The sequence below is a fragment of the Ignavibacteria bacterium genome, assembly GCA_016707005.1.
Lineage (GTDB): Bacteria > Bacteroidota > Ignavibacteria > Kapaibacteriales > Kapaibacteriaceae > UBA10438.
In genome coordinates this window covers 1,045,624-1,065,380 of the sequence record JADJIQ010000005.1, presented here as the reverse complement: position 1 = coordinate 1,065,380, position 19,757 = coordinate 1,045,624, and the positions used below count along the sequence as shown (strand labels likewise).

Here is a 19,757-nt window from a genome sequence, read left to right as displayed (position 1 = left end):
TAGACATCTACCTGCTATCTTCGCTGTCATCACATCGGAGTCCTTCATGCGTTTCTTCACCACAACATTCGCATTGTGTTTCATCCTTGCCACCGTAGGTGGACTCGCCCAAACATGGACGCCCGTTAGCTCGCCGATCTATGGCGGACAGCTCGATGAAATCGTCGTTGATGACGAAGGCACACTCTTCGGCAACATTGGACTCTTTGTGGTGAAATCCACAGACAAAGGCCTAACCTGGACGTCGATCTCGCCCAAGAAGCCCCTTGGCCTAGAAGACATGAACGTTGATGCACGTTTGGCCTTTCTACGCGGACCATTCAATGTGAAGGTGGCTGCGCTCTATCCAACAACTGGTGACTTCACAGAGATCTACACAACCTTTGATGGTGGGAATACGTGGTCCACATCTCAGGTTCCGGTACAGTTCCAAGGAGCCGAGTTGTTCGTTGCCGGACTGAGCAATGGGAAGGGGCTTGCCTTTGCCAGATCCACGAACAGTACGGTTGTGCTCTCAACAAACGATGGTGGGCAATCGTGGGCTTTTGAAGCTGGGTTCGACGAAATGCCGTCGAGCATCCATGAGTCTCCGGTGGGAATAACATATGTGGTCGACAACGGTCTCTTGATCCGCCGAAGGGATGCTGAGGGCGCGTGGTCTACCATTCCTCTTCCTGAAGGGGGCACACCTATCCAGAACATCTGCACAGCAGGAAGCAGACTCTATCTGGTCTCGTTGGACTCCGTGTATTCCACAACGAACGAAGGTTCAACGTGGGTCTCCACAACCTTCGATTCTCCCGTTGCAACGTTCTACCCTCGACAGATCGTTGGGTTTCCTGATGGAGGAGCCGTTCTCTTTTCGCAATTCGAGAACAATCTCACTGCTGTGTATCGATTGAAGAACGATTCGCTCGTATGGTCAACACGTCACGACTCTCTTCCAACAGGAGTTCGCAGGCCGATCAGCTTTGGCGAGAACAACATCATCTTCCCCGATGATGCAGGACCGCTCTTCTCCGACACCTGGGGATCTGAGTGGACCATGCGCACTCAAGGAATTCTTCTATTACCCATCTGGAGATTTGCCATTCAGGGCACATCGATCATTGCTGTGTCGTTTGATGGAAGCATTTATCGCGGACAAGTGGGCGGTTCATCATGGGATATCATACCGGACCGACCGCTAGCATCGGGTGATTTTCCACTTCGTGATATTGTTGATGTAGCCCCCTCCACATACCTGATCAACTCGAATCGTGGCATGTTCCGTTCTGAGAATGATGGGAATTCATGGGGTATCGTAGCGGGTACAGAGAACGACGTGTATCAGCTGAATCTGTGCAAGAGGCGGAATGGCAATATTGCTGTTACAACGCGCAATGCGGTTAAGCTGTCAACCGATCTTGGTTTGACGTGGGCACCAATCGTCACGGTAGACGATACAATCCGACTCAGCGGGATTGCTGAAACAGCAGATGGCACGTTGTACGTTGCTTCTGAACAGGGCCTCTATCGCGTCGACGGTCCTACTCTAACATCGGTTCACCAGCTCAATGTACCTGTTGGATTCGCTGTTGCCGCTGCCTCTAATGCGCAGGTCTTTGGAGTGGTTGGCGGAAGCGAGAATGAAGGTCGACTTGAATTTGCTGTCACACTAGATGGTGGAAGCACGTGGACATCGCGTACGTTCGACATACCGAATGGTCTTGAACCACCGATTCTTGATGCAGTGTTAACGAACACCGGCCATCTCTTTGTATCCTACCCCCTCGGCCTTATTCACATGACGCCAATGGGAACGATCACTTCGGAGCCAATGACACTGCAGTCATTTTCTGTTGGTCTTGAACTTGACGCAGAAGAAAATCTCCTACGAAGTGGCATCAGCATCATTGAGAAGAATGAACAGCCCGTTAGTGTTCAGGAACAAACAACGGTCATTTCAACATCGGTCTATCCTACGCCTGGTAGAGATGTTGTCCGCATCGCCGGGATCTCCACAACGCTACCAATATCGATCCGGATCGTCAACGCTCTTGGAGTTTCTGTTGCTGAACAGATCTCAACTGCAGACAACGGTGTTGTGGCATTGGACGTTCGTTCTCTTCCGTCAGGCACATATACCGCTATCATCGGCACATCGGGTCAGTCCGCATCTTTAGTAATTAGTAACTAGTAGTTAGTAACTAGTAACTAGTAACTAGGAGTAACTCCCATTTCATACCACATGAACGAGTACTTATCGGCTACTCCTTCGAGTTGCTTATCTCGATTCACGGCACCGTGACCTGACTTGATCTGCACGCGCAGCAACATTGGTCGATCGCCCTTGTAGACATGCTGCAGCATGGCGGCATACTTGAAGCTATGTGCAGGGACAACTCTGTCGTCATGATCTGCGGTCATGATCATCGTTGACGGATAGTTGACGTTTTCGCGTAGCTGATGATAGGGCGAATATGCATACATCGCCTTGAACTCATCACTATTGGTGATCTCTCCGTAGTCTGCCTGCCAGTTCCAACCAATTGTAAAGAGTTGGAATCGCAACATGTCCATCACTCCAACTTCGGGAACAGCAACCCTGAATAGATCCGGACGTTGGTTCACAACGGCTCCAACGAGCAATCCGCCGTTCGAGCCGCCATTGATCGCGAGAAGTCCGGGTTGTGTGATCGTGTGTGAGATCAACCACTCCGCACAGGCAATGGCATCATCAAACACATTCTGCTTTTGCGTCCGCATTCCGGCCTTATGCCATGCCTCTCCGTACTCACCACCACCGCGCAGGTTCGCGATGGCCACAACACCGCCTTGTTCAAGCCACGGAATGAGATTGGCATTAAAGCTTGGGTAGAGCGACACGTTGAACCCGCCGTATCCGTAGAGGATGGTTGGAGCGGTGCCGGTTTTTGGGAGCCCCTTCAATGACAGAATAAACATTGGGATGCGCGTTCCATCCTTGCTCGTAACGAACACTTGCTCCGCAGCAAATTGCTCGGGATCGAACTTCGCCTCTACCTTCTGCCACACTCGGCTTGCTCCTGTGGCTACGGTGTACTCAAAGATCGTTGTTGGATAGGTGTGCGCTGTGAACGTGTAGTACAAGGTTGTATCCTCAAGTTCACCACCAAAACCTGACACCGTTCCAAGGCCCGGCAGTTCGATCTTGCCAATGACCTTGCCCTTCATGTCAGCGATCTCAACCTCGTGATGTACATGGATCATCCACGTGAGGAACATCCGTCCTGAGGCATAGGACACAGCATCGAGTACATTCTCGCGTTCAGCAATAACCGTCTCAAACGAAGCAGCACCCAATGGATCTGCGATGCGAACAACCTTTCCGTTCGGTGCACCGTCTGTTGATGTGCCATACAACGTCCCCTTCTCGTCATGCGACGGATAGAACGATGTAGTGGTAGATGCAAAGATCTTCTTCCAAGGGGCTGATGGTTCCCGCAATGGCCGAACGAAGATCTCATTTCCATCCGAGGCTCCTTGCCGAACGTAGCGGATGAGATACTCTGAGCGCTCCAGAACGTAGCAGCCTACGAACTGCTCAGGATGATCCGGATCACTGAAGATGAGTTGATCACTATCCTGTGCGGTTCCAAGCTTGTGGTACATCACCGATTGATAGGAGTTCTTCTTTGTGAGCGACTTCTCCTTTCCATCACTTGCCTGATATCGCGAGTAGTAGAAGCCCCCTTCATACCAACTCACGCCACTGTTCTTCGTCCACTTGATAACTTCCGGGAGGATCTGTTTGGTAGACAGATCGATGATGTAGATATCATTCCAATCGGAACCACCTTCGGTCTTTCCAAAGGCGAGATACTTCCCATCCAAACTCTCCGATGCAAAGGCCAACCCCACCGTTCCATCTTCGCTGAAGGTGTTGGGATCGAGGAGCACCTCTGCCTCGGAAGACCCATCTCGCTTCATATACAGAACGTTATGATTCTGCGCACCGGTGTTCTTGTAGTAGAACGTTATCCCTGCACGATGCCAAGGGGCTGAGTAGCGCACGAAGTTCGTTAGTGTATGGAGCCGGTCCAGCACACGGTAGCGATACGGGATCTTCAACAGGTACGACTCGGTAGTCTTTGCCTGTTCGGCTACCCATGCTTCGACCTCGGGGTCGCGGTCGTTCTCGAGCCAGCGATAGGGATCTGTGACGATGGTTCCGTGGATGGTATCTGCTACACCAACTCTACGCGTCTGTGGATACGATATCTGTGCGTTGGTCAAGACCGTTGCTCCAATGAGGATTGCGATGATCAGGCTCGTTGACATTTCAAGACCCTTTGTTAAATGAACGTAGCGCACCAGGTGACTGATGCGCTACGTGTTTCATTTCCTTTTGCTGCCAGCGGGACTTACCCTACGTAGAAGTCACCATCTCCGGACGGCTTCTCCCTCGGCTGTTCGTCGCGTGGACGTTCATCACGTGGACGTTCGTCACGTGGACGTTCGTCACGAGGACGTTCGTCACGTGGACGATCATCATGCGGACGGTCTTCACGAGGACGGTCATCACGTGGGCGCTCGTCGCGCGGACCACGTGGTCCGCGGTCTCCACCACGATCACCACCACCGCGTCCGTAGCGATCGCCGCCACGGTCACCGCCACCGCGTCCGCCACGGTCGCCACCACGGTCGCCGCCGCCACGTCCGCCACGGTCACCGCCACCACCGCCGTATGGCGGACGTGGTGAACGAGGACGCTCTTCTTGTGCTTCCATGCCTTCCGGCAGTGGGATCAGCGCCTTGCGGGACAGACGGACCTTGCCGTCGGGCTGCACTTCGATGACCTTCACTTGCACGAGTTCGCCAACCTTGAGGATGTCTCCAACATTTTCAACACGACGGTGGTCGAGCTGAGAAATGTGCAGGAGGCCTTCCTTCTTCGGACGGATCTCGATGAATGCACCAAGACCTTCGCGGATCTCCTTCACCTTGCCGGTGAAGACCGTGTCGATCTCGATCGGACGTGTGATCTCGCGGATCTTGGAGATCGCTGCATCACAACTTGCCTGATCGATGGCAGCGATCGTGATCGAGCCATCGTCTTCGATGTTGATCTCAGTATTCGTGTCCTTGCAGATGCTGCGGATCATCTCGCCGCCTGGTCCGATAACTGCACCGATCATCTCTACTGGGATCATGATCGTAGTGAGCTTCGGAGCATACTGCGACAGATCGTCGTTTGGCTTGCTCATGTGAGCATTCATGATGCCGAGGATGTGCAGACGTCCGTCACGCGCTTGGGCAAGTGCCTGACGCATGATCTCTACCGACAGACCTTCGACCTTGATGTCCATTTGGCATGCAGTGATGCCGTTCATCGTGCCCGTAACCTTGAAGTCCATATCGCCAAGGAAGTCCTCGTCTCCGAGGATGTCACTCAGAACTGCGAAACGATCACCTTCAAGGATCAGACCCATGGCGATACCGGAGACCGCATTGGTCATTGGCACACCGGCATGATACAGCGCTAGCGAACCGGCGCAGACCGTTGCCATCGACGAGGAACCGTTCGACTCAAGAACGTCCGACACAACACGAATGGTATACGGGAATTCTGCTTCGTTCGGAATGAATGGTTCGAGTGCGCGCTCTGCAAGGTCTCCATGACCTGTTTCGCGTCGGCTCGTGAATCCAAAACGACCCGTTTCACCTGTTGAGAACGGCGGGAAGTTATAGTGGAGCATGTAGCGCAGTTCATACGTTGGACGAAGTCCATCAATAAGCTGTGCGCTCTTCTTTGTTCCGAGAGTTACGGTTGTGAGAGACTGCGTCTCACCGCGTGTGAAGAGTGCCGAGCCGTGCGGACGTGGCAGTACTCCGGTCTCAACAGTGATAGGGCGGATCTCATTGGTCTTACGACCATCAAGACGCACACCGTCTGTGAGGATCATTTCGCGCATCTCGCGCGCTTCGATCTTCTTGACGATGCTGCTCACAACCTTATCAACCTTGATCGCAGCAAATTTCTCTGCGTCCGCTGCAACAACAGCCGCTGCTGCGTCCGTTGCGAGCTTCTTCACTTCAGAGCGGAATGCGTTGCGTTCTTCCTTCGAAGAGCTGATACGGATCTGCTTGCGGATGCGATCTGCGATAGCGACATCGATTGCGCTGACGATCTCTTCCGGCGGAGCAGTTGAAGCTACTTCGCGCTTGGTTGGATTCACCAGTGCTGCCAATTCGCGCTGCAGTGCATTGATCTCGCGGATCATCGTGTGTGCGAATTCCATAGCCGCTACGAAGTCGGCCTCGGAGATCTCCTTGCTAGCCCCTTCTACCATCACGATGGATGTGTCGGAACCCGCAACGATGATCTCAAGGTCAGATGCTTCGATCTGCGACCACGTAGGGAGGACAACGAATTCACCGTCTACACGGCAAACGCGTACTTCAGAGACCGGACCCGAGAACGGGATGTCACTCGTTACAAGTGCCGCAGAGGCACCGATCACAGCGAGCATGTCCGGCTCATTCTCCAGATCGTACGAATAGACCGTACCGATCACTTGGATCTCGCTACGCCAGTCTTTTGGGAAGAGTGGGCGAAGGGGGCGATCCATCAAACGAGATGCGAGGATCTCCTTGTTCGATGGACGTGCTTCTCGACGGAAGAATCCGCCCGGGATCTTGCCCGATGAAGCTTGTTTCTCGCGGTACTCACACGTGAGTGGGAGGAAGTCGAGATCTGGCTTTGGTTCAGCAGCGGAGTTCGCTGCTACCAGAACCATAGTGTCTCCGTAGCGGACCATGACGGACCCCGCGGAGAGCTTGGCAAAGCGTCCCGTTTCTAACGAGAGTTCTTTGCCATTGATGGTCTTTTTGACCGTATGCATGAAAAACCTACAATTAATTGGGTGGTGGGCATCGCGATCATCCATCACTCCTTGTCGTGGGGCTTACCATAAAGCCCCTTGACAAAGAGTGTCACGATGCCGAAGAATGGGTATCTCTGTACCCTCGATCAGAAACAGACGACGGCGCCAGAAGCGCCGTCGTCCATGTGTTTTACTTGCGAAGTCCGAGTGCTGCGAGAATCTCGCGGTAGCGCTGAATGTTGTTCTTTTGAAGATACCCCAGCAAGTTCTTCCGCTTGGCCACGAGCATGATAAGGCCACGACGTGAGTGGTGATCCTTGCGATGAGTTTCGCAGTGACCGGAGAGAGCCTTGATGTGTTCCGTCAAAAGTGCGATCTGCACTTCCGGCTTACCGGTATTGCTGTCTGTGCCGCCGTGCGCTTGCACGATCTCGGCCTTGCGTTCTTTGGAGATCATGAGTTACTCCGTTCAATGATGTGTTGTTGATACATGCGTGTTTGTGTTCTGTCAATTTCAAGTTGAGCAAGAAGCTCGTCCACGGTTGAATAGTTCTCCTCGTTGCGCAGTCTCGTATGAAACTCCACATTGAGCGTTCTTCCATACAGGTCCATGTCGATGTCGAGGTAGTTCACCTCAAGCGTCGGCACAGTGTCCGTTGTGAACATTGGCCGTACACCAATACTGGCCATGCCAATGCAGGTGCGACCTTCGATCACGGACGACACAACGTAGATACCAATGGCGGGCAGCAGTTTTGCGTTGTCCAATGGTTGCACATTTGCGGTTGGGATACCAAGGGATCGCCCCCTGCCATCACCTTTCACCACAACCCCATGCACGGCATATGGTCTGCCAAGCATTGAGTGTGCTTCTTCTACGTTGCCTGTTTTTACGGCGGCGCGAACCTTTGTGCTGCTGACAACGATATCGTTGCACACCAGCGGCGGGATGCCTTCCACCATAAAATTCAATTCGTGTCCAAGCTGTTGCAACAGCTCTTCATTACCGCCACGATCCTTGCCAAAGGAATGGTCGTGACCAATGAAGAAGTGTTGTACACCGATCGTTTCAACGATGACCGATCGGATGAACTGTTCTGCAGACATTGCGGCGAATTCTTTTGAGAACTCGATCACTACGACGAGATCGATCCCTGCCTTCTCCATAAGCTCGCAGCGTTCATCGATCGATGTGAGCAGACGAAGTGGTTCTCGATCTTGCTTTGCCAAGACGATCTGCGGGTGCGGATCGAATGTGACAACAACCGTGCGTTCGTTGTTCTCCGCGGCAACGGCTCTCATGCGAGAGAAGATGCCTTGGTGTCCACAGTGCACACCGTCGAACGTACCAACGGTGATCGCCGTCTTGGCGTTGTACGGGATACCATCCACACCGAATCGCACCACCTTCATACAACCGCCTTCTCTTGGATGGCTGCGCGTACGTCATCGATACGAAGTGCATGCTCCACACTAAAGCCGCCACTACGAGTCCTTCGCAATGCTGTTACGTAGCCACCACAGCCGAGTCTATCACCGAGGTCACGTGCAATGGACCTGATGTAGGTTCCCTTTGTGCAGTGGATCGTACAGGAGACCACCGGCCAGTTGATGACAACGTTGCTGATGGAGTGGATCGTTACCTGACGCGACTTCGGAGTGAACTCCTTGCCCTCGCGTGCGAGATCGTACTGACGTCTGCCTTGATGTTTCACTGCGCTGTAGGCAGGGGGCGTTTGGTCTATCGTTCCCTTGAATCCCAGCAGAGCTGCGAGGATCTCGGCATCAGTGAGTTGGTGTACATTCTGTACGTCTGTGATCTCTCCCGCGCTATCGTCTGTAGTTGACGTTGCACCGAGTGTGACCTGTACGTCATACACCTTGTCATCATCCTGAAGCGTTGCGATATCCTTGGTAGCCTTGCCGAAGCAGATCACCAGGAGCCCCGTAGCGAGAGGATCGAGTGTACCGGCGTGGCCCACTCTTTTCACTCGTGTGAGGCCGCGAAGTTTCGCAACACAGTCGAATGATGTCCAGTCTGTTTCTTTGTCAATGAGCGCTATCGCACCGTCTGTTCGAGCTGATTCCAACCACACATCAAGATCACCGAGCGATGTTCGGTCCAAGAGCGGTCTGTCATTCGTCATGTTGTTCACCGTCAGCCGGAGCTTCTTCGTCCTTCGGTTTCACACTATCGAGCAATGCCTCGATGCGTTGAGCGCGATCGAGTGAATCGTCGATATAGAACCGCAGTTGTGGTGCATACCGCAGACGCACAGCCTTTGAGAGTTGGTGACGCAATCTGCCGGACTCGTGTTGTTCGATATGATCGAGCACTTCGGCCGGCGAACGCTTTCCTCCGAACACGCTGAGATAGACACGCGCTGTTTGAAGATCCGGTGAGAGCCGGACCTCCGTAACGGTGATAAATCCCGCCGAGATCTCTTCAGAGATCGATCGAAGGGGCGCTGCCAGGGCTTTCTGGATCTCGCCCGCCACTCTTTCGGTTCGAATCGACACGGTCAGGACAACTTCCGTTTCACTTCAATTGTCTTGTAGCCTTCAATGATGTCCCCTACTTCGAGGTCATTGAAGCCGTTGAGTGCGATACCGCACTCGTAGCCGGCATCCACTTCGCGAACGTCATCCTTGACGCGCTTGAGCGAGGAGAGAGTTCCCTTGAAGATCTCAAATCCGTCGCGCAGGACGCGCACCTTGTCGTTCCGCGTGATCTTGCCTGTGAGGACGTAACAGCCCGCGATGGTTCCGAGTTTGCTGATCTTGAAGATCGCGCGAACTTCAACGCCGGAGGTGATCTCTTCCTTGATGTCAGGAGTGAGCATACCTTCGAGAGCGAGCTGAACTTCGTTGATACAGTCGTAGATGATGGAGTAGAGGCGAACATCCACATTCTCTGCTTCGGCAACCTTGCGAGCGGCCGGCGAGGTGTTCACTTGGAAGCCGACGATGACGGCATCGGAGGCCGATGCAAGCATTACGTCGCTCTCGGTGATCGCACCAACAGCCTTGAAGATGATGTGTACCTTTACTTCCGGTGTTGACAGTTTCTGCAACGAATCGGAGAGAGCTTCCACCGAACCGCTCACGTCTGCACGAACGATCAGTCGGAGTTCCTTCACGCCACCCTGTTGGATCTGCGCTGAGATATCGTCGAGTGTCATGTGACGCATACCGCGGAACTGCTGTTCGCGGCGAAGCTGCTGGCGACGTGTTGCCACATCGCGGGCTTCGGCATCCGTTTCCATTTCGTAGAGGATGTCTCCGGAGTTCGGCAATCCGTCGAAACCGGTGACCTGAGCAGGCATGGATGGTCCGGCAGAGTCCATACGATTACCACGTTCATCGAACATGGCTCGCACGCGTCCGGCAAACTGACCGCAGACGAAGATGTCGCCTACGTTGAGTGTACCCTTTTGCACGATGACCGTCACAACATTACCACGCCCCTTATCAACGTGTGCTTCGATGACCGTTGCACGAGCGTTGCGATCGGGGTTGGCCTTGAGTTCAAGGATGTCGGCTTCGAGGAGGATCTTCTCGAGAAGCTGAGGGATGTTCGTACCAAGCTTGGCAGAGATCTCTGCTACTTGATACTTACCGCCCCAGTCTTCAACAAGAACACCGTGATCTGCGAGTTGTTGGCGGATACGATCCGGGTTTGACTCCGGACGATCCACCTTGTTGATGGCAACAACGATCGGCACGTTCGCAGCTTGCGCGTGCGAAATAGCCTCGATCGTTTGAGGCATCACACTATCATCGGCAGCAACAACGAGCACCACGATGTCTGTGACCTGAGCACCGCGGGCACGCATGGCTGTAAAGGCTTCGTGACCAGGTGTATCAAGGAACGTGATAGAGCGACCGGAATCTGTCTCTACACGATAGGCGCCGATGTGCTGCGTGATACCGCCGGCTTCGCCGGCAACAACGTTCGCATTGCGGATGTGGTCCAACAACGATGTTTTACCGTGGTCAACGTGGCCCATGATCGTTACGATCGGCGAGCGTGGACGCAGTGTTTCCTCTGCATCAACATCGTCTTCCACATCCTGTTCGGATTGATCATCAAGGAACGACACTTCGTATCCATAGTCGGATGCGATGAGGGTGATCGTGTCCTTATCGAGACGTTGGTTGATGGATACCATCAAACCAAGGCTCATACATTTCATGATGATGTCTGATGCCGTAACGCGCATCATGTTCGCAAGGTCAGCCGTTGTCACGAATTCTGACAAGCGAAGCGTATTGTCTTCGCGAGCTCTTTCTTCTTGACGGATCGCAGCTTTTTCCTCGCGCTCCATGCGCTTGCGTTGGCGAAGCTTGGCACGTCCACCCGTTGGATTGAGTTCCATTCCGGAGAGCGTCTGCCTGATCGCGCGTTCCACATCCGAGTCAGAGACCTGCGTGCGCATGCCCTTGACCGGTGCCTTACGCTTTTTGTCTGCTGCTTTCTTTGCTGCTGCAGATTGTCCGAGTCCCGGACTTGTTGGTCCGCCGCCGCCCGGCCGTGGTGGACGGTTCGTGCTGAATCCGCCGCCGGCGCTGCCGCCTGTGGCTGATCCGCCTTGACCTTGACCCGGGCCCTTGCCGCGTGCAGCCAATTGATCGCCGATCGCACCGCGCGGTCCGCCTTCGCGTCCGGCAGGTCCTCGCTCATTACGCTTCGGACGCGGTGGCGCCTTCGGCGTAAGATCGATCTTCCCAAGTACGGTAAGTCCGCGAAGCTGAGCGTTTCCGCCCGGCTTGTATTCGACTTCGATCACGCCCTTGCGCTTGCGTTTTGCCTTTGTTCCGTCACCTTCTTCTCCGGCAGCTGCTGGCGCTTCACCTTCAACAGGTGCAGCGGCCTCTGCGGGAGCGGCTTCTTCTGCGACCGGAGGAGCCACTGGGGCTGCCGGTGCAGGAACTGCCTTTGACGGAGGGGTGGACTTCGCAGTCTGTTTCGGCAGTGGTGGCGGTGTTGGCTTTGGCTCTTCCTTCGGCTTGCCGATGGCGCTCAGGTCGATCACCGCTCCAACTGCAGGACCGGTTGATTCCGGTTCTGGCGCTGGGGTAGGAACAGGTTCAGGAACTGCTGCCGGTGCCGGTGTTTCAGCAACAACGGGAGCAGCTTCTGGAGCTGTTGGTGGTTCGGGCACTTCTGCAACAACGGGTGCTGCCGGTGCTTCTGCAACTACGACCGGAGCTGCAGGAGGCGGAGCGACCGGTGCGGCTGCTTCTACCTGTGGCGTCTCTTCCGTGTGGGAATCGGCAGGGCGCTCAAGGCGCTCTTCGATCTCACGCTCACGCTCGTGTGCTTCCGCGATGGTGTCGATCGAAACGGCGCTGCCCTGCTCAAGTTGAGTCTTGCGCACCTGTTGTTGGCGTTGAACCTTCTCGCGCTGTTTCTGCGCGGTCTTGAGTTCTTTCGCAAACTTTTCGATGACGAGATCAGACTGCTCATCGGACAGAACCGTGGTAGCCTTGTTCTCGATCTTATGACCCTTCGAGGCAAGATATTCCACGATCGCGTCGCGACCGATGTTGATCTGACTTGCGATCTTAAATAGCTTATTTCCAGTGGACCCAGCCATACACCCTTCTGTTATTCCGCTGCCTGTTCGTCTCCGTCTTCAGATACCACTTCAGTATCAGACGGGGCTTCTTCTTCGCTCGGCTCGTACACTTCCGGTGTGTCCTCGGCATACGATTCGGCGATGTCTTCTGCTACCTCAACCGCCTCTTCTCCCAGCTCAGCTGCTGTTGCAGCTTCATCCAGGGCAACGAGGTAGTCTTGGTTCTCACGTTCTTCAAATTCTTCGAGCATCACCGTGCGGATGCGCACGATCTTCTCCTTCGGTGCGATGGCCAGCAGCATCGCCGGCTCTGCCTCAAGGAACTCACGGGCGGTATCGACGCCAGCCTGAATGAGTTGATCGAAGACGTCGCGACCGATCTCATCACGGAACTCGATGAGTTCGATGTCCTCCGCGCCTTCCTTCACAAGAGACAGCGAGTAGCCTGTGAGTTTCGATGCGAGGCGGACGTTCTGACCTTGCTTGCCAATGGCAAGAGAGACTTGATCGTCCGGCACGATCACCGTTGCTTGGTGACCATCCTGCGAGATCTGTACGTCACGAACCTTTGCCGGCGAAAGCGCACGAGCAATGAACAGACGCGGATCTTCCGTGTATTCGATGATGTCGATGTTCTCGTTTCCAAGTTCACGCACGATAGAATGGATACGAATACCCTTCATACCGACGCAAGCGCCAACCGGATCCACACGCTCATCGAATGACGTTACCGCCACCTTTGCGCGCTCACCTGGTTCACGTGCAATTGCACGGATCTCAATGATGCCGTCATAGATCTCGGGGATCTCTTGCTCGAACAGACGCGCCATGTAGGAATCGTCTGCACGCGAAAGGATGAGGTCCGGAAGACCCGTTGCGCCGCCGGAGCGACGAACTTCCTTGAGAATGGCCTTTACTTGCTGATTCTTCTTGAGACGCTCCGTAGGGATCTGCTCTTCGCGAGGAAGGCGCATCTCAACCTTGTTGTGCATCACAAGTACATTGTTCGGGCGTACTTGATAGATCTCGCCGATGATGATCTCACCAACACGCTTGGCATACTCTTCGTAGATGTTATCCTTCTCAACGTCGCGAATACGCTGGTTGAGATTCTGAATAGCCTGTGCGATAAGGCGCCGACCAAAGGAGTCCGCGATGTTCTCGAGCGTGATCTCTTCGATGTATTCATCGCCGATCACCGGAGCTTCGCCCGTCTTCTCGGTGTACTCTTCTGCTGAGATCTGGAGTTCGGCGTTCTCTACTTCCTCAACGATCTCTCGCATGAGGTAGATCTCGATGTCACCCTTCTCCATGTTCACGATGATGTCGAAGTTTGATTCCAAACCATACTTCTTACGCACCATCGCAGACAACGTCTCTTCAACGATGCCTTGCAAGAGGTCGCGATCAATACTCTTTTCACGCGCCATCTCATTGAAGGCTTCGATGATGAGCTTCTTGTTATCGACCTGTTGTTTGACCTTACGGCGTGCCATGATTTCGTCCTAGATCTTAATCACCACCCTTGCCTCTTTGATGTCCGCTGCGTGAAGCGTAACAAGGGGCTTGGGATCCTTCTTTGATTGCACCGGCTGAACGTCCAGACCCTCATCATCAACCCGCATAAGCGTGCCCTCGATGATCGAGCCGTCGGTGCTATGAACCACGCGCACCGTTCTGCCGACACTTTTTGTCAATTGCCATAGATGCTTCACCGGAGCGTCAGCTCCGGGCGAAGACACATCGACCGCCCGAAGGCGGCCGGCGAATTCGTCGTTCTCCAGCCGTTCGTCCAAGCCGCGGCTAACGGCCCGGCAATGATCGTGGGTGATGCCCTCGGGGGTATCAATGAAGATGTCCACTACCAATTGCGCCGCTTGACCTCGAACCACTACGTCTATGAGAATAACCCCCGCTTCGATGCAGGCATCGTTGATCGCGGTCCGGATCGATTCCGGCAGGTTCTCCTTCACAGATCTCCGTCATTAGTGAGTCGTTGCCAAAAACAAAAAGTGGGCTCTGAAAAAGCCCACCCTTCATCGCAGTCACAAATATAAGGAGCGATCAGCGAACAGCGACCTGCCCCCAAAGATTTATCCACATCCACCCATTCGCTGTTGGTGGTCATTGGGGCACGGCATGCCGTGCCTTTACCGTCGCTATTCGCTGTTCGCTGTTCACTGTTCGCTGTTCAACTGAAGGCTGAAATCCCCGTAATGTCCTGACCAATGATCAGGGTGTGCATTTCATGGGTGCCTTCATAGGTCTTTACAGACTCTAGGTTGGCAGCGTGACGCATCACAGGATATTCATCCAGAATGCCGTTGGCACCGTGGATCTCGCGACTCATACGGGCGATGGTGAGGGCCATTTCGCAGTTATTGCGCTTGGCCAGGGATACGTGTTGTGGTCGTAAGGTGTTGTTTTCTTTGATCTTAGCGAGACGCCAGCACAGCAGCTGGGCCTTCGTGATCTCATTGAGCATCCAAACGAGTTTGTCCTGGATAAGCTGGAATCCGGCGATCGGCCTGTCAAAGGCGATACGGCTCTTGGCGTAGTTCAGGGAAGAGTCATAACACGACATAGCTGCACCAACCACGCCCCAGGAGATGCCGTACCGCGCCTGGGTCAGGCACGACAACGGTCCGCGGAGACCTTCCACGCCCGGTAGAATGTTCTCTTCTGGTAGAAAAACGTCCTGGAAGACCAATTCCGACGTTACCGAAGCCCGTAGCGAGTGCTTACCCTTCATTTCCGGCGCCGTAAAGCCCTTCATGCCTTTTTCGACCAAGAAGCCCCTTACCACCCCATCCAGCTTTGCCCAGACAACGGCCACATCGGCCAGGGTGCCGTTGGTGATCCACATTTTGGCGCCGTTGAGGATGAATCCGCCATCTACCTTCTTGGCGTTCGTGACCATGGCCGAAGGGTTGGATCCGGCATCCGGCTCTGTGAGTCCGAAACACCCGATCGCATCACCCGCTGCAAGGCGAGGGAGCCACTTCTGCTTCTGCTCTTCGGAACCGTACGTGTAAATGGGGTACATCACCAGGGAGCTTTGGACCGAGGCAAAAGACCGGATCCCGGAATCGCCGCGCTCAAGCTCCTGCATGGCCAACCCATAACACATGTAGTTCATCCCCGCTCCGCCATATTCAGGGGGCAGGGTGATCCCAAACAGGCCGATCTCCGCCATCTTCTTGACCAAATGGAGCGGAAACACACCCTCCCGAGCGCTGTGCTCAATGATCGGCAGGATCTCGTTGTCAACGAAGTCCCGAACGGTCTGACGTACAAGTTTCTCCTCCTCAGTGAGGAGCTCGTCGATGTTGTAATAGTCTGGGTGTGTAAACATTGGAGTCTCAGTTACTCGGTTACTCGGTTACTCGGTTACTCGGTTACTCGGTTACAAGATTACGGAATCCCACCATCACAAACCCCGTAACCCCGCAACCCCGTAACCCAGTAACCCCGTAACCCTGTAACCCCGTAACCCAGTAACCCCGTAACCCAGTAACCCCGTAACTGAGTAACTGCGTAACTCTGTAACTGACTAACTGTATATTGACCTCGGGGTGGAGTCACGGTAGAGGAGTGTACAATGCGACCTGCTGCGCACGAGTTCCCTGCGTATTACGAGCAATACGTGGATCAGGTAGAAGAAGACGATGTAATGTCCACGCTGGACGGTCAGCGTGAGGAAATGGCGGCTTTTGCTGCCGTTCTGGATGACGATCGCGCTCGGTACCGTTATGAAGACGGAAAGTGGAGCATCAAGGAGGTCATCGGACATCTTTTGGATGCCGAACGGATCTTCGGCACACGTGCATTGTGTATTGCACGGGGCGAGGAACAGCCCATTCCCGGCTTCGACGAAAACACCTATGTGGCAAATGCTCTCTTTGATAAACGCCCCCTCAAGAGCATCATGGATGAGTGGTTCCATCTCCGGGATGCCAACATTTGCCTGTTTGCCTCCTTGAGCGAGGAAGACGTTTCGCGCATCGGCATCGCCAACGGGAAACCCATCACTCCCCGCGCCATCATCTGGACGATCGCAGGACATACCGTACATCACCTCAGGATCCTACGAGAACGCTACGGGGTCAGTTAGAAACGTCACGTTTTGATCCACAGAATACACGAAGACTGTAACAAACCATTCTTAGAATGGATTTCAAATGCCAAGATATCCGCTTACCAGCATCATTGAACGGGATGGCGACGTTTGGGTCGCTACATGCCTCGAGTTCGATATTGCGAGCCAGGGAGTATCACTCGAAGAGGCCGATGTCAATCTTCGCGAGGCAGTAACCCTATTTCTTGATGTTGCTTCCCACGACGAGGTACAACGCAGACTTTCGAACGTACCGGTCGTGAAACACTTCGAGATCTTTGTTGGCTAGAATTCCACCCCTTTCTGGAACTGACGTCGTTGCTATCCTTCAATCACACGGATTCGTCTATGTGAGACATAAGGGTAGCCATGCCGTGCTTCAGAGCCTCCAGAATGACACCACCGTGACAGTGATCGTCCCTCTCCACAAAGAGCTGGCAACGGGTACACTGCGATCGATCATACGACAAAGTGGCCTACCGCGCGAGACCTTCACGAAAGCTCCGTAAGTTTGAAGCGCCTTGTTTCCGACAGGGCGTTTTTGTTCCAGAACATGAAGGTCCACAATGGACCACCATACGTCGGGCGAGCAAGGCACACCAACACGTGCACGGATGCTTGCCCTCACAGTTGGTGCTATCGGTGTTGTCTATGGAGACATCGGCACCAGCCCCCTCTACTCCCTCAAAGAATGTTTCTCGCCGCACTATCACCTCACGCCCGGGCGACCTGAGGTTCTTGGCATTCTCTCGCTGATCTTCTGGGCACTCACGCTCATCATCTGCGTGAAGTATCTGTTGATCATCACCCGGTTCGATAACAAGGGCGAAGGGGGCATCTTAGCTCTCATGGAATTAGTAAGTGAACGAAAAGGATCGTTCGCAAAAATGGGCGCCATCTTCGCCATGGGGATCTTTGGCGCGGCCCTGCTCTATGGTGATGGCATCATCACTCCGGCGATCTCCGTTCTCTCTGCGGTGGAGGGTCTTGAGGTAGCTGCACCCGGACTCCACCCGTGGATCATTCCGATCACTATCGTTCTGCTCCTTGTCCTCTTTGGCATCCAGAAGTATGGCACGGGCGGCGTTGGTCGAATCTTCGGTCCATTCATGGTTGGCTGGTTCGCACTCCTTGGTGCCCTTGGTGTGATCAGTGCCATGCAAACACCGGACGTGTTCAACGCCATCAACCCCGTCTATGGTGTGCAGTTCTTTATGGATCATGGCTTTGGTGCCTTTGTGGTTCTGGGTAGTGTCTTCCTTGTAGTGACGGGTGGCGAAGCACTCTACGCAGACATGGGGCACTTCGGACGTACGCCGATCACTCGTGGCTGGTTCTATGTTGCCTATCCCGGACTCATCCTCCAATATTTTGGTCAAGGGGCTCTCCTCCTCCGCGAAGGCGATGTTGCCTCAACAGTGAGCAACCCGTTCTTCCACATGGTTCCATCGTGGGGCGTGCTGCCTTTGGTGCTTGTCTCTACCATCGCAACCATCATTGCTTCGCAGGCCGTGATCTCGGGCGCGTATTCGCTTACGTGGCAAGCCTTGCAGCTCGGTTACCTGCCACGATTGAAGGTGATGCATACGTCGAGCGATGAACGCGGACAGATCTATATGCCAACGGTGAACTGGGTGCTGTTCATCAGCTGCGTAGTGTTAGTGATCGCCTTCCGAAGCTCAGGCGCTCTTGCGGCTGCCTACGGTATCGCCGTTACGTCTACGATGGTCATTACTACCATCCTTGCATGGTTCGCCATGCGACGGCTCTTCAACTGGGGATTTGCTCCGGCCTTTGCTGTCACCTCTGTGTTTCTCATCGTCGACGCTTCTTTCCTCCTTGCCAACATGTTGAAGTTCCTCGACGGAGGGTACGTTCCTGTGGCAATGGCTGCAGCTACGTTTCTGGTGATGATCACTTGGCACAAGGGACGAGAGATCCTTCGTCACGTGATCGAAAAACGCAACAAACCGATCTTCGATATCATCCACGAAGAGATCGATCGTTACGAAGATGTTCCGGGTACGGCTCTCTACATGAGCGGATACGTTGGTATTGCGCCCCCTGCTCTGATCAGCAATCTGATGTATAACCGCGTCCGACATGAGACCATCGTTCTTCTCTCGGTGAATGTCAAGACGGCATCGCGTGTACCATTCTCACAACGGATCGAAGTGAAGCCGATGGAGAAGGGCGTGTATCAAGTGGTGCTGTCCTATGGATTCATGGATCAGCTCGATCTGATGCATGACCTGATGTACCTGCCGGAGTACGACATTCCGGTAGATATCACGGATGCGATCTTCGTGCTTGGTCACGAAACACTGACCGTGAAGGACAGTGAAGGCATGGCGCGTTGGAGAAAGGAGATCTTCGTCTTCCTTCATCGCAACTCTCGAACACCTGCTCGATACTTTGGTATCCCCGTCAAGCGTACGCTTGAGGTGGGATCACACGTGGCTATCTAGAAGCCGAATTGGTACGCAAGGCCGAGGCGAAATCCTCGGCCGATCAACCAACCAACATCCTGCGTCGATGCTGTGGTGGAGGTGGCGTTCGGGATGTCAAACTCTGTTGGCTGACGGACCATGTAGCCAACGTCGAAGATGGCACGACCATCTCCAACAGGCAGGATGAGACTTACACCGAGCTGCGCTCCAAAGCCGAACTGTGATGCGTACTCTGCGCTCACAGTCTTGGGCCGTTCTCCAAGTTCGTTGGCAGGGATGGCGGAGTAGTCATCAGTCTGATCGGCAGAGAAGATGTTGTCAACGAGGGCACCAACGTTCAACATCAACCTCGACCCGCTCGTGTCGAGATCAGTGATCTTGAAGGAAATTCCAAAATCCAACTCGATGGCACTTGTGTTGATGGTCGACGTCACCTTCGGTGCGCCGGGATCGGGTTCAACCACGTCGAGCTTGCCAACACGCATAGCCGGTGTTGCAACAAAGGCGGACATGAATCCGCCGTTCTCCACACGGTAATTCAGACCAAGGTAGAGCTCGCTTGTGCTTGCGAGCGCCTTGTTTGCGCGCACGCCAAGGTTGAACCGTGTAGGTGCACCATACGCAGTTACGTCTTCTCCCAATCCGGTGCTTATCGAGTAGGTAAAGGCAGGGCCAACGAACCACTGTGCCGAAACAGAGAACGTCGTCGCCACGATGATCGTGGCGACGACGCTAAGGAACTTGAGGAACTTCTTCATGT

Annotated in this window: 16 protein-coding genes; 5 read left to right on the top strand and 11 right to left on the bottom strand. The window is 54.1% G+C overall.

All coding sequences use genetic code 11. The features are described 5' to 3' along the window. The first annotated feature begins 46 nt into the window (after window positions 1-46). A complete protein-coding gene (locus tag IPI29_12815; protein MBK7413427.1) occupies window positions 47-2,179 on the top strand; it encodes a T9SS type A sorting domain-containing protein in 2,133 nt (710 codons plus the stop codon). A gap of 17 nt (window positions 2,180-2,196) precedes the next feature. Here the strand turns inward: IPI29_12815 and IPI29_12810 are convergent, their stop codons facing one another. The 10 genes from IPI29_12810 to IPI29_12765 all read right to left on the bottom strand — a co-directional run bounded on the left by IPI29_12810 (window position 2,197) and on the right by IPI29_12765 (window position 15,785). Beyond that, window positions 2,197-4,302, bottom strand: coding sequence for a S9 family peptidase (locus IPI29_12810; protein ID MBK7413426.1), 2,106 nt, complete (start codon window positions 4,300-4,302; stop codon window positions 2,197-2,199). Window positions 4,303-4,385: 83 nt separating this feature from the next. Continuing rightward, the gene (locus IPI29_12805; GenBank protein ID MBK7413425.1) at window positions 4,386-6,866 is read right to left on the bottom strand and encodes a polyribonucleotide nucleotidyltransferase; all 2,481 of its coding nucleotides are present in this window, start codon (window positions 6,864-6,866) and stop codon (window positions 4,386-4,388) included. A gap of 172 nt (window positions 6,867-7,038) precedes the next feature. Further along, a complete protein-coding gene (rpsO, locus tag IPI29_12800; GenBank protein ID MBK7413424.1) occupies window positions 7,039-7,305 on the bottom strand; it encodes a 30S ribosomal protein S15 in 267 nt (88 codons plus the stop codon). Continuing rightward, a complete protein-coding gene (locus IPI29_12795) occupies window positions 7,302-8,261 on the bottom strand; it encodes a bifunctional riboflavin kinase/FAD synthetase (protein MBK7413423.1) in 960 nt (319 codons plus the stop codon). The genes rpsO and IPI29_12795 overlap by 4 nt, the downstream gene beginning before the upstream one ends. Continuing rightward, window positions 8,258-9,004 carry a tRNA pseudouridine(55) synthase TruB gene (truB, locus tag IPI29_12790; protein MBK7413422.1) on the bottom strand — a complete coding sequence of 249 codons (747 nt, stop codon included), beginning with the start codon at window positions 9,002-9,004 and terminating at the stop codon, window positions 8,258-8,260. The genes IPI29_12795 and truB overlap by 4 nt, the downstream gene beginning before the upstream one ends. Beyond that, complete coding sequence (gene rbfA, locus IPI29_12785) at window positions 8,985-9,368, bottom strand: 30S ribosome-binding factor RbfA (protein ID MBK7413421.1); 384 nt, start codon at window positions 9,366-9,368, stop codon at window positions 8,985-8,987. Before rbfA ends, truB begins: the two co-directional genes overlap by 20 nt. 2 nt (window positions 9,369-9,370) lie before the next feature. Further along, window positions 9,371-12,448: a translation initiation factor IF-2 gene (gene infB, locus IPI29_12780; protein MBK7413420.1), complete on the bottom strand. Its 3,078-nt coding sequence runs from the start codon at window positions 12,446-12,448 to the stop codon at window positions 9,371-9,373. 11 nt (window positions 12,449-12,459) lie between these two features. After that, entirely contained in the window at window positions 12,460-13,926 is a 1,467-nt protein-coding gene (gene nusA / locus IPI29_12775) for a transcription termination factor NusA (protein MBK7413419.1), read from the bottom strand. Window positions 13,927-13,935: 9 nt separating this feature from the next. Then, window positions 13,936-14,403 (bottom strand): hypothetical protein, encoded by a 468-nt coding sequence (locus IPI29_12770; GenBank protein ID MBK7413418.1) that lies wholly within the window; start codon window positions 14,401-14,403, stop codon window positions 13,936-13,938. Between the two features lie 218 nt (window positions 14,404-14,621). Next, complete coding sequence (locus IPI29_12765) at window positions 14,622-15,785, bottom strand: acyl-CoA dehydrogenase family protein (protein ID MBK7413417.1); 1,164 nt, start codon at window positions 15,783-15,785, stop codon at window positions 14,622-14,624. Window positions 15,786-16,031: 246 nt separating this feature from the next. Here IPI29_12765 and IPI29_12760 point away from each other — a divergent pair, with 246 nt between their 5' ends. The 4 genes from IPI29_12760 (at window position 16,032) to IPI29_12745 (ending at window position 19,015) form a co-directional block, all read left to right on the top strand. Next, a complete protein-coding gene (locus IPI29_12760) occupies window positions 16,032-16,544 on the top strand; it encodes a DinB family protein (GenBank protein ID MBK7413416.1) in 513 nt (170 codons plus the stop codon). Between the two features lie 67 nt (window positions 16,545-16,611). Then, window positions 16,612-16,836 carry a type II toxin-antitoxin system HicB family antitoxin gene (locus tag IPI29_12755; protein ID MBK7413415.1) on the top strand — a complete coding sequence of 75 codons (225 nt, stop codon included), beginning with the start codon at window positions 16,612-16,614 and terminating at the stop codon, window positions 16,834-16,836. Beyond that, a complete protein-coding gene (locus IPI29_12750) occupies window positions 16,829-17,056 on the top strand; it encodes a type II toxin-antitoxin system HicA family toxin (protein ID MBK7413414.1) in 228 nt (75 codons plus the stop codon). Before IPI29_12755 ends, IPI29_12750 begins: the two co-directional genes overlap by 8 nt. Before the next feature lie 57 nt (window positions 17,057-17,113). Then, the gene (locus IPI29_12745) at window positions 17,114-19,015 is read left to right on the top strand and encodes a potassium transporter Kup (protein ID MBK7413413.1); all 1,902 of its coding nucleotides are present in this window, start codon (window positions 17,114-17,116) and stop codon (window positions 19,013-19,015) included. Here IPI29_12745 and IPI29_12740 read toward each other — a convergent pair. Continuing rightward, on the bottom strand, window positions 19,012-19,755 hold the full coding sequence (locus IPI29_12740; GenBank protein MBK7413412.1) for a hypothetical protein: 744 nt from the start codon (window positions 19,753-19,755) through the stop codon (window positions 19,012-19,014). The genes IPI29_12745 and IPI29_12740 overlap by 4 nt on opposite strands. Window positions 19,756-19,757 lie beyond the last annotated feature (2 nt).